The sequence below is a fragment of the Rhodococcoides trifolii genome (assembly GCF_014635345.1).
GTDB lineage: Bacteria > Actinomycetota > Actinomycetes > Mycobacteriales > Mycobacteriaceae > Rhodococcoides > Rhodococcoides trifolii.
Window position 1 is genome coordinate 461,068 of record NZ_BMCU01000002.1, and the last position, 13,792, is coordinate 474,859.

The 13,792-nt window shown below is 65.6% G+C and carries 10 protein-coding genes; 4 read left to right on the forward strand and 6 right to left on the reverse strand.

Annotation, left to right across the window (positions count from 1 at the left end; translation table 11 throughout):
- On the reverse strand, positions 1-1,716 hold the full coding sequence (locus tag IEW02_RS09365) for an NAD+ synthase (RefSeq protein ID WP_188544535.1): 1,716 nt from the start codon (positions 1,714-1,716) through the stop codon (positions 1-3).
- Between the two features lie 82 nt (positions 1,717-1,798).
- Here IEW02_RS09365 and IEW02_RS09370 point away from each other — a divergent pair, with 82 nt between their 5' ends.
- The 3 genes from IEW02_RS09370 (at position 1,799) to IEW02_RS09380 (ending at position 7,865) form a co-directional block, all read left to right on the forward strand.
- Positions 1,799-3,307: an alpha/beta hydrolase gene (locus tag IEW02_RS09370; RefSeq protein WP_188545251.1), complete on the forward strand. Its 1,509-nt coding sequence runs from the start codon at positions 1,799-1,801 to the stop codon at positions 3,305-3,307.
- A gap of 105 nt (positions 3,308-3,412) precedes the next feature.
- On the forward strand, positions 3,413-4,753 hold the full coding sequence (glnA, locus tag IEW02_RS09375) for a type I glutamate--ammonia ligase (protein WP_188544536.1): 1,341 nt from the start codon (positions 3,413-3,415) through the stop codon (positions 4,751-4,753).
- An 88-nt stretch (positions 4,754-4,841) separates the two neighbouring features.
- Positions 4,842-7,865, forward strand: coding sequence for a bifunctional [glutamine synthetase] adenylyltransferase/[glutamine synthetase]-adenylyl-L-tyrosine phosphorylase (locus tag IEW02_RS09380; protein ID WP_188544537.1), 3,024 nt, complete (start codon positions 4,842-4,844; stop codon positions 7,863-7,865).
- On the opposite strand, the gene IEW02_RS09385 is transcribed toward IEW02_RS09380, so the two are convergent.
- The 5 genes from IEW02_RS09385 to glnA (IEW02_RS09405) all read right to left on the reverse strand — a co-directional run bounded on the left by IEW02_RS09385 (position 7,862) and on the right by glnA (IEW02_RS09405) (position 13,068).
- A complete protein-coding gene (locus tag IEW02_RS09385; protein ID WP_188544538.1) occupies positions 7,862-8,845 on the reverse strand; it encodes a glycine betaine ABC transporter substrate-binding protein in 984 nt (327 codons plus the stop codon). The genes IEW02_RS09380 and IEW02_RS09385 overlap by 4 nt on opposite strands.
- Positions 8,842-9,633: an ABC transporter permease gene (locus IEW02_RS09390; RefSeq protein WP_371829926.1), complete on the reverse strand. Its 792-nt coding sequence runs from the start codon at positions 9,631-9,633 to the stop codon at positions 8,842-8,844. Before IEW02_RS09390 ends, IEW02_RS09385 begins: the two co-directional genes overlap by 4 nt.
- Positions 9,630-10,832 carry an ABC transporter ATP-binding protein gene (locus IEW02_RS09395; RefSeq protein WP_188544539.1) on the reverse strand — a complete coding sequence of 401 codons (1,203 nt, stop codon included), beginning with the start codon at positions 10,830-10,832 and terminating at the stop codon, positions 9,630-9,632. The genes IEW02_RS09390 and IEW02_RS09395 overlap by 4 nt, the downstream gene beginning before the upstream one ends.
- The gene (locus IEW02_RS09400; protein ID WP_188544540.1) at positions 10,825-11,475 is read right to left on the reverse strand and encodes an ABC transporter permease; all 651 of its coding nucleotides are present in this window, start codon (positions 11,473-11,475) and stop codon (positions 10,825-10,827) included. Before IEW02_RS09400 ends, IEW02_RS09395 begins: the two co-directional genes overlap by 8 nt.
- Before the next feature lie 156 nt (positions 11,476-11,631).
- On the reverse strand, positions 11,632-13,068 hold the full coding sequence (glnA, locus tag IEW02_RS09405; RefSeq protein ID WP_188544541.1) for a type I glutamate--ammonia ligase: 1,437 nt from the start codon (positions 13,066-13,068) through the stop codon (positions 11,632-11,634).
- 219 nt (positions 13,069-13,287) lie between these two features.
- On the opposite strand from glnA (IEW02_RS09405), the gene IEW02_RS09410 reads away from it, so the two are divergent.
- Entirely contained in the window at positions 13,288-13,758 is a 471-nt protein-coding gene (locus IEW02_RS09410; protein WP_188544542.1) for an RDD family protein, read from the forward strand.
- The last annotated feature ends 34 nt before the right edge of the window (positions 13,759-13,792 follow it).

Genomic DNA, 13,792 nt, shown 5'->3' on the forward strand with positions numbered 1-13,792 from the left:
CTACTCCCTCCACCGATTCGTGATCGGCATCCGGCGATCCCGCCCGAACGCCCGCGACGTGACCTTGGTGCCGATGGGGTACTGCCGGCGCTTGTACTCGGACAGGTCGACCTTGCGGATGATGTCGCGCACCATGTCCGGCTCGTACCCGGCGGCCACGATCTCCTCCAGTCCCTGATCGCAGTCGACGTAGCGGAAAAGCAAAGCGTCGAGTAACTCGTAGTCGGGGAGGGAATCCGTGTCGAGCTGGCCGGGGCGCAGCTCGGCGGACGGCTCCTTCGCGATACTGGATTCCGGAATGGGGGGAGTCTCGTCGCGCCCCTGTGCCGCGGCGTTGCGCCACCGGGCGAGGTCCCAGACCATGGATTTCGGCACGTCCTTGATGGGAGCGTAGCCGCCGACAGCATCACCGTAGATCGTCGAATAACCCACGGCCAGTTCGGATTTGTTACCCGTGGCCAACACGAGGTGGCCGTCCGAGTTGGACAGTGCCATCAAGGTCATGCCGCGGCAGCGAGCCTGGATGTTCTCCTCGGCCAGCCCGGTGAGCTCGAGCTGCCCGACGAACGCGGCCACCATCTCCGCGATCGGTTGCTCGGTGAAGTGCAGTCCGGTGCGACGGGCGAGATCGGCTGCGTCGCTTCGGGAATGATCGGACGAATACTGCGACGGCATGGATACGGCGTACACCGAGTCGGCGCCCAACGCATCGACCGCGACCGCCGCGACGACCGCGGAGTCGATTCCGCCCGACAGTCCGAGCACCACGGTTCGAAAGCCGTTCTTGTGCACGTAGTCTCGGAGCGCGGTGACGAGCGCACCCCACACCTGCTCCGGTACCGACATCACCGGCGGCACCGGCGCAGGGGTCGCGGCGAACTGGGGAACGATTACCTCGGGCAACTCGACGCGCTCGATCCGCCAGCGGCCCAGTTGCGGGTCGCGTTTGCGCCGAGCGGGGTGTGCGGGACGCGCGATGTCGACGACCAGCAGGTCCTCCACGAACTGGGGCGCCGAAGCGAGTATCGACCCGTCCGGTGCGACGACCATGCTGCCGCCGTCGAACACCAACTCGTCCTGGCCCCCGATGAGATTGGCGTACGCGATGGGAACGCCGGCTTCCCGAGTTCGGGTGGCCAGCACCGACTTCCGGATACTGTCCTTGGCAATCTCGAAGGGACTTGCCGTCGGGCAGAGGAGCAGGTCGACGCCCGCCGCTGCGTAGGCCGTCACGGGACCGCCCGGTTGCCACACGTCCTCGCAGATGGTGGTGCCCACGCGGAAACCGTCGACGGTCACGATGGCCAGGCGTGTTCCCGGCGCGAAGTACCGGGCTTCGTCGAACACGCGGTACGTGGGGAGGGAGTGCTTGTCGTAGCGCCCCATCACTTCTCCGCGGAACAGAGTCGCCGCACTGTTGCGCGAGCCGGATGCGTCGCGATCGAGGTACCCGACAACCACCGCCATGTCGCCGCACCCCGCCCTGTCGAGATCGACGGCCAGCCGATGCAGGGCGTCGACGGACGCAGCAGCGAACGACGGACGCAACACGAGGTCCTCGACCGGGTAGCCGGTGAGTGCCATCTCGGGGAAGACGACCAGTCGCGCACCCGCCGCGGCGGCGCGGGTCGACCACTCGACGACGAGACGGCTGTTGTCGGTGAGGTCGCCGACGGTCGGATTGATTTGTGCGAGAGCTATTCGCAGAGCGTCCACCTCGCCAACCTAACCGCGACGGGCCGGGGTGTCGCGGCGGCCGCATGGCACGATCGGCAGCGTGAACTCTGCGCGCGCCTCGATGTCCGCTGTCGTGGCGCTGACGCTGGTTCTGGTCGGGTGCAGCGCCGAAGTCTCCGAGGCGCCGGAACCGTCGCCGACGGTGACCACGCCGGCTGCGCCGACCGACTTCGGCGCGCAGTCGGTCGACTGGGGGACCTGCGACGGGTACGCCACCGACGGCAACGACCTCCCCTCGAACCTCCAGTGCGCCAGGATCACCGTCCCGGTCGACTACTCGAACCCCACCGGAGACACCGCTCGGATCGCCCTGTCACGCGCGCCCGCCACCGGGGACAGGATCGGCTCGATCCTGGTGAATCCGGGTGGGCCCGGCGCGTCGGGCCTGTCGGCGGCGACGACCGGGGAGGCCACCGACATCGCGGCCCGGTTCGACATGATCGGGTTCGATCCGCGAGGTATCGGGGCGTCGACACCGGCGGTGCGATGCCTCACCGGTCCGGAGACGGACGCCGAGCGCGCGGACGACGACACCGACACCTCGCCGGCAGGTATTGCCGCGACCGAAGCGGAGAACAAGGACTATGCGGCCAAGTGTGCCGAACGCACCGGTCGCGGGTTCCTCGCCCACGTCGGGTCCGAGGACGTCGCACGCGACATGGATGTCATCCGATCGGTGCTGGGCGACGACAAGCTCTCCTACATCGGTTACTCGTACGGCACGCGCATCGGGTCCACCTACGCGGAGCTCTTTCCCGACCGCGTACGCGCCTTGGTGCTCGACGGCGCGATCGACCCGGAGCAGAACCCCGTCGACGAGGTGGTCGATCAGGCGGCGGGGTTCCAGAAGGCTTTCGACGACTTCGCCGCGGACTGTGCGAAGACTACGAGCTGCCCGCTCGGAACGTCGCCCGAACAGGCGGTGGGTCAGTTCCGCAGGCTCGTGAATCCGCTGCTGGTGAATCCCGCTCGGACCACCGACCCGCGTGGATTGAGTTACGAGGACGCCAACACCGGGGTGCAGCAGGCGCTGTACTCACCCACTCTGTGGCGGGCGCTGCGCGTCGGCCTCGGTCAGCTCGCCGACGGGAGTGGAGACGTCCTGCTGTCGCTGGCCGACCTGTACAACGGACGGCTGGACGACGGGTCGTACTCCAATCTGGAGGACGCGTTCAACGCCGTGCGGTGCGTGGACGATCCGCCGATCACGAACCCGGCGCAGGCGGGGGAGCTCGACACCCGGTTCCGTGAGGCCGCGCCGTTCCTCGACGACGGGCGTGGCAACGGATCGGCAGCGTTGGACGTCTGTGCCTACTGGCCGGTGCCCAGTGAGGGGACGCCCCGGATCACGGTGTCGGACCTGGCGCCCACGGTGGTGGTCTCGACGACCGAGGACCCGGCGACGCCGTACGAAGCCGGGGTCGCCCTCGCAGCCGATCTGGGCGGATCTCTGATCACCTACCGAGGGACACAGCACACCGTCGCCTTCTCCGGGGAGGACTGTGTCGACGAGCCGTTGGTGTCCTACCTCGTCGACCTGACGATTCCGGAGCAGGGCCTGACCTGCTGATCCACCGTTCTCACAGGCAATCAGCTCGTCGTGTGAGGCGTGGGACAGCAAGACCGATTTTCTGCCGTAACACGGATTTAACAGGGCGTGCCTAGCCTGACGGTCATGGATCGTCAAAAGGAATTCGTGCTGCGCACTCTGGAGGAGCGGGACATCCGTTTCGTCCGCCTGTGGTTCACGGATGTCCTCGGCTATCTCAAGTCGGTGGCCATCGCGCCTGCCGAGCTCGAGGGCGCTTTCGAAGAGGGAATCGGTTTCGACGGCTCGGCCATCGAAGGCTTCTCACGCGTGTCCGAAGCAGACACTGTCGCCAAGCCCGACCCCGCGACGTTCCAGGTTCTCCCGTGGACCACCAGCAAGGGTCACCAGCACTCCGCGCGCATGTTCTGCGACATCGCCATGCCCGACGGGTCGCCGTCCTGGGCCGATTCGCGCCACGTCCTGCGTCGTCAGCTGAGCAAGGCCGGAGACCTCGGATTCAGTTGCTACGTGCACCCCGAGATCGAGTTCTTCCTCCTCAGTGACGCACCGGAGGACGGCTCACCTCCCACTCCCGCCGACACCGGCGGTTACTTCGATCAGGCCGTGCACGACGCCGCGCCGAACTTCCGCCGCCACGCCATCGACGCACTGGAGTCGATGGGCATCTCCGTGGAGTTCAGTCACCACGAAGCAGCGCCGGGCCAGCAGGAGATCGACCTGCGCTACGCCGACGCGCTGTCGATGGCCGACAACGTCATGACCTTTCGCTACGTGGTCAAGGAAGTGGCGATCAACGAGGGCGTGCGCGCGTCGTTCATGCCCAAGCCGTTCAGCGATCAGGCCGGATCGGCGATGCACACGCACATGTCGCTGTTCGAGGGCGACAACAACGCCTTTCACAACCCGGACGATCCGATGCAGCTGTCCGAGACGGGTAAGGCGTTCATCGCCGGCATCCTCGAGCACGCCAACGAAATCAGTGCCGTCACCAACCAGTGGGTCAACTCCTACAAGCGACTCATTCACGGCGGCGAAGCTCCGACTGCCGCGTCCTGGGGTCCGTCCAACCGGTCCGCGCTGATTCGTGTCCCGATGTACACCCCGAACAAGGCGTCGTCGCGTCGCGTCGAGATCCGCAGCCCCGACTCCGCCTGCAACCCGTACCTGACGTTCGCCGTACTGCTGGCCGCCGGCCTCCGAGGGGTGGAGAAGGGGTACACCCTCCCGCCCGAGGCCGAAGAGGACGTGTGGTCGTTGACCTCGGCCGAGCGCCGAGCCATGGGCTACAAGGAACTCCCGGGCAGCCTGCACGAGGCGCTGGAGGCGATGGAGGGTTCGGAGTTGGTCGCCGAGGCGCTGGGCGAGCACGTCTTCGAATATTTCCTGCGTAACAAGCGCCGCGAGTGGGAGTCCTACCGCAGCCACGTCACGCCTTACGAGCTCAAGACCTACCTGAGTTTGTAGCCCTGAGGGTCGCGTAACCTGGGTCCGCCATGATGCGACTGCGTTCTACGACCCCGTGTACGACGACCACCACGTGTAGGACCGCAAGGTGACGCCCCCGGATTCCCGCTCGGTCATCCCGAGTGCGGGCCGCCTCGGTCTGGTGAAGAAGACGGCTCCGGCCGATCTGTCTCGGCTGGGCTGGGACACCGCCGACAGCGTCGAGTTGATGTGGTCGCTGTCGCGATCTCCCGACGCCGACCTGGCGCTACGCACCCTGGTGCGGTTGTTCGACGTCCTCGGTGGCGAATGGGCCGAACTGGACTCGGAACTGCGCAGCGACAAGAAGCTGCGGGGGCGGTTGTTCGCGTTGATCGGCTCGTCGAGCGAGCTGGCCGACCACCTCGTCTCCGACGCGTCCAAATGGCGCATGCTGGCCACCTACCGCACGGTGCTCCCGACCAAAGACGAACTGAGACAGTCGTTTCTGGGTGTGGTCGATGCGACACCGGAAACCGGGCCGAACGCATCGGAGAATCTCTTCCGTGCCGCGATCACCGGCCCGCCGGCGATCATCGCGCTGCGCCGGGCCTACCGCGACCAACTCATGCTGCTCGCCGCAGCCGACCTCGCGGCCATCGTGGAGAACGAACCGGTGGTCCCCTACGAGGTGGTCAGTCGCCACCTCTCGGACATGGCCGACGTCGCCCTGACCGCGGCGCTGTCCGTGGCGGTAGCCGTCACGTTCCCGAGTGATCCGTGTCCAGTGCGTTTCGCCGTGATCGCGATGGGCAAATGCGGTGCGCAAGAGCTCAACTACGTCTCCGACGTCGACGTCGTGTTCGTGTGCGAGCCGGCGAACGCACTGGGCTCCCGCCTCGCCGGTGAAATGATGCGCGTGGGATCGTCGGCGTTCTTCGAGGTCGACGCCGCGCTGCGCCCCGAGGGCAAACAGGGCGAACTGGTGCGCACCCTCGACTCGCACATCGCGTACTACGAGCGATGGGCCAAGACCTGGGAGTTCCAGGCCTTGCTCAAAGCGCGTGCCATGACCGGTGATCCGGGCCTCGGCACCGCGTACACCGACGCGGTGAACCCGTTCGTGTGGACTGCATCCGAACGTGAGGACTTCGTTCCCGAAGTGCAGGCCATGCGCCGGCGCGTGGAGGACATGGTGCCCGCGGAACTGCGCGAGCGCGAGATCAAGCTCGGCCGCGGCAGTCTGCGGGACGTCGAATTCGCCGTTCAGCTCCTGCAATTGGTGCACGGGCGGTTCGACGACTCCCTGCACCGCGCCGGAACCGTCGACGCGTTGGCCGCCCTGGCCGACGGTGGGTACGTGGGTCGCGACGACGCAGCCAACCTCACCGCGTCGTACGAATTCCTGCGGTTGATCGAGCACCGTCTGCAGCTGCAGAAGATGCAACGCACACACACCCTTCCGCCGCCCGACGACGAGGAGGCGTTGCGCTGGCTCGCACGCGCCGCCCACATGCGTCCCGACGGGATCAACGACTCGCTCGGTGTCCTGCGCGAGGAGATCAAGCGCAACGCCATGCGTATTCGCCGGCTGCACGCGCGCCTGTTCTACCGCCCGCTGCTGGAATCGGTCGCCAGCATGGACGCCGAATCGCTGCATCTGAGCCCCGGCTCCGCCACTCGGCAGCTCTCCGCACTCGGGTACTCGACGCCGGAGAACGCCCTGGGGCACCTCTCGGCGTTGGTCGGCATGGGCGCACGCCGCGGGCGAATCCAATCGGTGCTTCTGCCGACGTTGCTCGAATGGCTCGGCGAGACACCGGATCCCGACGCGGGTCTGCTGGCCTACCGCCGGCTGTCCGAGTCCATGGCGGATCAGCCGTGGTTCCTGCGTCTGATCCGCGACGAGGGGCCGGTCGCCTACCGGCTCATGAAGGTGCTCGGATCGTCTGCGTATCTGCAGAACGTGCTGCAGAACGCACCCGAGGTCATTCGACTGTTCGCGGACGGTCCGACCGGGCCGCGCCTGCTCGACGTGGACCCGGTGGAGACCTACGGCGCGATTCTCGCCTCGTCTGCTCGTTACGAGGACCCGGTACGCGCTGTCGGCGCCGCACGATCACTGCGGCGCTACGAACTGGCGCGGGTCGCCTCGGCCGACATCCTGGGTCTGCTCGACGTACCCGAAGTGTGCCGCGCGCTGTCGTCGGTGTGGTCCGCCGTGATCAACGCCGCGCTCGATGCTGCCGTGCGTGCCAGTGTGGCCGAACGAGGAGAACCTGCGCCGGCAACCATCGCCATCATCGGCATGGGCCGGCTGGGAGGCAACGAACTCGGCTACGGCTCCGATGCGGACGTGCTCTTCGTGTGCGAAACCGTCGGGGACAACGAGGATTCGGACGCGGTGAAGTGGGCCAACACGATTGCCGATCGGGTGCGCAAGCTGTTGGGGTCGCCGAGCCAGGACCCGCCGCTCGAGGTCGACACCGGACTTCGTCCCGAGGGGCGTAACGGGCCGGTCGTCCGCACCCTGTCCGCCTACGACTCGTACTACTCGCAGTGGGCGCAGCCGTGGGAAGTGCAGGCACTGCTGCGAGCGCACCAGGTCGCCGGCGACCAGGATCTCGGCGTGCGATTCCTGCTCATGGCCGACAAGGTCAGGTACCCCGAGGGTGGAGTGTCGGAGGACGCCGTCCGCGAGATTCGGCGCATCAAGGCCCGTGTCGACGCGGAACGGTTGCCGAAGGGCGCGGATCCGACCACACACACCAAATTGGGTCGCGGCGGACTCGCCGATGTCGAGTGGACCGTACAGCTCATCCAGCTGCGGCACGCGCACCGAATTCCTGCGCTGCACAACACGTCCACGTTGCAGTCGCTCGACGCCATCGGTGCCGCCGAGCTCATGAGTCCCGGGGACGTCGACCTGCTCCGCCAGGCGTGGCTCACCGCGACGAAGGCCCGTAACGCCCTCGTCCTCGTGAGAGGCAAACCCACCGACCAGCTTCCGGGTCAGGGCAAGATCCTGTCCGCGGTGGCGCAGGTGGCCGGGTGGTCCAGCGACGACGCAGGGGAATTCCTGGACAACTACCTGCGGGTGACGCGCCGCGCGAAAGCAGTGGTGGAGAGGACCTTCGGCGGACTGCAGGGCTAGTCGCTCCCGGCGGTCACGAAGCCTTCCTTCACCATCCAGTCGCGTGCCACGTCGGCGGGCTCGCGTCCGTCGACGTCGACCTGCTTGTTCAGTTCCGTGATCTCGTCGTTGGTCAACGCCGCCGAGATCGGCGCCGTGATCTCGGCGATCTGGGGGTACTGCTCGGCGATGGGGGAGCGCATGACGACGGTGGCGTTGTAGCGGGGAAAGAACGCCTTGTCGTCGTCGACCAGAACGAGGTTCAGGCCCTTGATACGGCCGTCGGTGGTGAAGACCTCACCGAACTTGCATTGCGAACCGTCGGCGGTGGCCTGATAGATGATGCCGGTCTGCAGAATCTCGCGCGGCACGGCAGCCGCGTCGAAACCGTAGGTGGCAGCCATTCCGGGGAAACCGTCCTGGCGGGAGTTGAATTCGGATTCGACACAGGTCTGGGCGGCAGCGGGATCGCTGTTGGCCAACGCGGCGTAATCGGACAACGTCTTGACCCCGGTGGCGTCGGCGGTCTGCTGATTCATCGCCAGGGCGTAGGTGTTGTCCATGGGCGCAGGATTGACCCACGTGATGCCGTTCGCCACGTCCGCATCACGCACGGCGACGAACTGCTCCGTCGCGTCCGGAATGGGCTTCTCGTTGCCTTGGTAGTTGACCCACCCGGTGCCGGTGTACTCGTACGTGACGTCGACCTGACCCGAGATCATGGCTTGGCGCGTGCTGTTGGACCCCTGAATGTTCGTGAGGTCTCGAACGTCCGCTCCGCCTGCAGCCAACGCGAATTCGAGGATGTACCCGAGAATGATCTGCTCGGTGAAGTCCTTCGATCCGACGGTCAGTTCCGCGCCTTCGAGGCCCGGCATGGGCTTGATGCTGCCGGGTTCCACCGACAGGGGCAAAGCGCCGCCCGACTGGAGGCCGCATGCGGACGAGAGACCGACGAGGACAACACAACCGAGCGCACCGACGCTCTTGGCAAACTTCATCGAAGGCCTTTCGGTCCCAGAAAGCGCTCGGCGAGGGCGCCGAACCAGTCGATCAGCAGCGCAAGCGCCACGGCGAGAACAGCTCCCACCACGAGGATGAGTTGCTGGTTGAGCTTGTACCCCGTGTCGATCAGGATGCCGAGTCCGCCGGCTCCCACGAGGAAGCTCAGGGTTGCGGTACCCACGGCGAGAACCAGCGAGGTGCGCAGCCCCGCCAGGATGTACGGCACCGCGAGCGGGAATTCGATACGCCACAGAATGCCGCCGGACGACATTCCCTGACCTTTGGCGGCGTCGATGTAGCTGGGGTTGACCTGCTGGAAACCGAGCATCGTGTTGCGCAGCACCGGAAGCAGCGAATAGAACGCAATCGGCAGGACGCCGATCCAGAACCCGGTCTTGCCCGTCGCGAGGAAGAACAGCACGAGAAGACCGACAGCCGGTGCGGCCTGCCCGATGTTGCCGATGCCGATGAAGATCGGCGCCAGCTTGTCGTATCCCTTGCGCGTCAGAATGATTCCGAGCGGGACCGCGATGGCCAGCACGATCGCCGTGACCACGAACGTGATCACGATGTGAGTGGTCACAGCACCGGAAATCGTGGAGAAGTTGAGCGTCTCCTTCTGCGTCGCAGTGAGATCGCGAGTGAAGGTGTAGACGAGCAGGATCGCGGTGACCACGACGACGATGGCCGGCTGCGCGAACAGCCGGATGCGCTCGGCAGTCTTAGCGGGCCGAGCCTGCTCCTCCGGCGGCGTGTCCATGACGACGTCGACTTCTTGGCTCATGAGGTGCTCACCGGTGCCCGGGACGCAGTGTCCTCGTCGTGATCGTGAGCGTGCTCGGACCGGATGGTGCGGATGGTGTCGATCAACGCCTCGATGGTGACCGTTCCGACGTATTCACCGCGCATGCCGGTCACGGTCGCCGTCGCGTTGCCTTCCGCGAGAAGGGCTTCGAGCGCGTCCTGGAGCGTGGACTGGGTCGACACCAGCTCGCCCATCGGCACTCCGACGCCTTGGAGGCTGCTCGCGCCGGCGAGGTGGCGGCGGTCGGTCCAGCGGACCGGACGCCTGCGATCGTCGAGGATGAGTCCCCATGCCTGCGGGTCGTTGCCGAGTGCGTCACCGAGAGTGGACACCGGATCGGTTTCCAGGGCTACGGGCACGTCGGACAATTCGATGTCGCGTACCCGCATCAGAGTGAGCTGTTTGAGAGCTGCACCCGCACCGACGAATCCGGCAACGGTCTCGTCGGCGGGGTTGGCCAACACGGCTTCCGGAGTGTCGTACTGCAGGATCGCGGACTGGTTGCCCAGCACGGCAATTCGATCACCGAGCTTGACGGCCTCGTCGAAGTCGTGGGTGACGAACACGATGGTCTTGCCCAGTTCGGCCTGCAGACGCATCAACTCGTCCTGCAGCAGACCGCGAGTGATGGGGTCCACGGCGCCGAAGGGCTCGTCCATCAACAGAACCGGCGGATCGGCGGCGAGAGCGCGAGCCACACCGACGCGCTGCTGCTGTCCACCGGAAAGCTGGCGGGGATAGCGGCCGCGGTACTGGCCGGGATCGAGTCCCACGAGGTCGAGCATCTCGTCGGTGCGGGCGTTGATGCGCTTCTTGTCCCACCCGATGAGACCAGGCACCATGCCGACGTTCTGCGCGATCGTCATGTGCGGGAACAGGCCCGACTGCTGAATCGCGTAACCGATGGTGCGGCGCAACTCGTTCGGATCGATCGACAGCGCGTCCTTGCCGCCGATGGTGATGCGACCCGACGTGGGCTCGATGAGCCGGTTGATCATGCGCATCGTCGTGGTCTTGCCGCAGCCGGACGGGCCGACGAGAACGACGACCTCACCGGCCGGGATCGTCATCGACACGTTGTCGACAGCGGGTGCCTTCTGGCCGGCGTAGCTCTTGGTGACGCCTTCGAGAACGATCTCGGCACCGGAAACGGTTGTCTTGCTGGTCGAGTCACTCACGGATACCCCTCGAGGTGGTCAATTTGCCGATCAGAACGTAGATGCCGTCGAGAACCAGCGCCAGAATGACGATGAAGACGGTGCCGGTGAGGGCCTGTGGAACAGCGGTGGGGCTGCCGACGCGAGACAGGCCGGAGAACACCAGGTTTCCCAGGCCCGGCCCCTTGGCGTACGCGGCGATGGCCAGGATGCCCATCGCCATCTGCGTGCTCACGCGCATACCGGTGAGGATCGCAGGCCACGCGAGCGGAAGTTCGATCTTGCGAAGCACTTTCACCCGGTTCATGCCGATTCCCTTTGCGGCATCGCTGATTGCGGGGTCGACGGCGGCCAGACCGACGATGGTATTACGGATGATGGGCAGCAGCGCGTAGAGAACCAAGGCCGTCACCGTGGGTGGGACACCCAGTCCGAGAATGGGAATGAGAAGTCCCAGCAGCGCGAAGGACGGAATGGTCAAGATGGTGCTCGCGAGTGCGGTGGCAACGGTCGACCCGATCGGGCTGCGATACACCACGATCCCGACCAGGACGCCGATGATCGTTGCGATGATCACGCACTGAATCACTGCTGAGACATGCAGATAGGAGTCGACGAGTAATTGCTGACGTCGACCCACTATGAAATTCCATAGTGCGTCCATGCAGTTGTGGTCCTTCGGCTCGAGGGCTAAACCGGATGGTCATCTGTACCCCGCGTAACGACAATCAAACGCGAGATTGCGCAAATGTGCACCTTAAACGACGAAATGCCCGCTCCGACGGTGGTCGGAACGGGCATTTCGGGATTCGGAACGGACTCAGCAGTCGTAGTACAGCTGGAATTCGTACGGGTGCGGACGAAGATTCACCGGTGCGATCTCCGCCTCACGCTTGAGCGAGATCCAGGTCTCGATCAAGTCGGTGGTGAACACGCCACCGGCGGTGAGGTACTCGTGATCCTGCTCGAGGCGGTCGATGACCGCGGGGAGCGAGGTGGGTGCCTGCGGGATGTTCTTCGCTTCCTCGGGCGGGAGCTCGTAGAGATCCTTGTCGACGGGAGCGAGCGGCTCGATCTTGTTCTTGATGCCGTCGAGGCCGGCCATCATCTGCGCGGCGAACGACAGGTACGGGTTGCCCGACGCGTCCGGTGCGCGGAACTCGAGGCGCTTGGCCTTCGGGTTGTTGCCCGTGGTGGGGATACGGACCGCAGCGGAGCGGTTACGACCCGAGTACACCAGGTTGATGGGGGCTTCGTAGCCCGGCACCAGGCGGTGGTAGCTGTTGATCGTCGGGTTGGTGAACGCCAGCAGAGACGGCGCGTGGTGCAGGATGCCGCCGATGTAGTGGCGGGCCAGATCCGACAGACCGGCGTAGCCCTTCTCGTCGTAGAAGAGCGGCTTGCCGTCCTTCCACAACGACTGGTGCACGTGCATGCCCGAGCCGTTGTCACCGAAGAGCGGCTTCGGCATGAACGTCGCCGACTTGCCGTGCTGCCAGCAGGTGTTCTTGACGATGTACTTGAACAGCTGCAGATCGTCGGCTGCGCGCAGCATGGTGTTGAACTTGTAGTTGATCTCCTGCTGGCCACCGGTGCCCACCTCGTGGTGCCCACGCTCGAGCTCGAAGCCGGCGTTCTGCAGGTTGGTGGAGATGGCGTCGCGGATGTCGACGTAGTGGTCGTACGGCGCGACGGGGAAGTAACCGCCCTTGGGGCGAACCTTGTAACCGAGGTTCGGCGAACCGTCGGCCTCGGTCTCGGCGCCGGTGTTCCATGCGCCCGAGCTCGAATCGAGTTCGTAGAACGCACCGTTCATCTGCGAGTCGTAGCGCACCGAGTCGAAGATGTAGAACTCGGCCTCAGGACCGAAGTACGCGGTGTCGGCGATACCGGTGCTGGCCAAGTACTCCTCGGCCTTACGGGCGACGTTGCGGGGGTCGCGGCTGTAGGACTCGCGGGTGTACGGGTCGTGGACGAAGAAGTCCAGGTTCAGCGTCTTCGCGTGCCGGAACGGGTCGATCTGCGCGGTGCCGTAATCGGGCAGCAGAATCATGTCCGACTCGTGGATGGACTGGAAGCCGCGGACGGAGGAACCGTCGAACGCCAGACCGTCTTCGATCGTGTCCTTGGTGAACGCCTTGGCGGCGATGGAGAAGTGCTGCTGAATGCCGGGAAGATCGGTGAAGCGAATGTCGACGTACTCGACTTTCTCTTCCTCGATGTACTTGATGATGTCTTCGGCCGTGCTGAACGCCACGCTCGTACTCCTTCGATGTCGATTCCGTAAAGCAGTTGGCTCATGAGCCGTGCGCACGTGTGACCACGTGCGGCTGCGCCCCGCCGACGGTAGGGACGCGGTATTGCGCAGTCGTCAACCTTCTGTTTCATCGGTGTTACGCCTCGGTGTCCGCACTGTGTTTCGGACGTCCTCGGCGTGTCCACCTATCCTGGACTCTATGACACAGGGAGCGACGACATGGCACGCATGACGGGATCCTGGCTGTCCGGTCCGAGCGCAGCTCTTCCGGACGGCCAACGCAAGGAGCAGGCATATCAGGGTGAAAACCTGGGCCTGCCGAAGTTCGGTCCCGGCGCGCTGGCGCCCACTCCGCGGCGCGTGGCCGCGATCTTCATCGACTGGCTGATGTGCCTGGGAGTCTCCGCGCTGATCCTCGGCGGAAACGTCGGCGGATCGATCTCCACCATCACCCTCGGCGTGTGGTTCGTCGTCGGCGTGGCGAGCGTGAGCCTGTTCTCGTTCACCCCCGGGCAGCTGTGCATGGGGATTCAGGTCGCGCGCGTCGACGGCCCGGGCCGCGTCGGCTTCGTTCGAGCACTGGTTCGCACGTTCTTCATCGTCTTCGTGGTCCCGGCCGTCGTCACCGACGTGGACAGTCGCGGGATGCACGACAGGGCGACGGGGACGGCGCTGGTGTACTCGCGCTAGGCCTGTCTACTCGCGGTAGGCCTGTCTACTCGCG

Excerpts from the sequence above, each read along its gene's own strand:
- IEW02_RS09370 (WP_188545251.1), top strand. The coding sequence starts at position 1,799 with ATGTCCGCTGTCGTGGCGCTGACGCTGGTTCTGGTCGGGTGCAGCGCC.
- IEW02_RS09400 (WP_188544540.1), bottom strand. The coding sequence starts at position 11,475 with ATGGACGCACTATGGAATTTCATAGTGGGTCGACGTCAGCAATTACTC.
- IEW02_RS09410 (WP_188544542.1), top strand. The coding sequence starts at position 13,288 with ATGGCACGCATGACGGGATCCTGGCTGTCCGGTCCGAGCGCAGCTCTT.
- glnA (WP_188544536.1), top strand. The coding sequence starts at position 3,413 with ATGGATCGTCAAAAGGAATTCGTGCTGCGCACTCTGGAGGAGCGGGAC.
- IEW02_RS09390 (WP_371829926.1), bottom strand. The coding sequence starts at position 9,633 with ATGAGCCAAGAAGTCGACGTCGTCATGGACACGCCGCCGGAGGAGCAG.
- IEW02_RS09385 (WP_188544538.1), bottom strand. The coding sequence starts at position 8,845 with ATGAAGTTTGCCAAGAGCGTCGGTGCGCTCGGTTGTGTTGTCCTCGTC.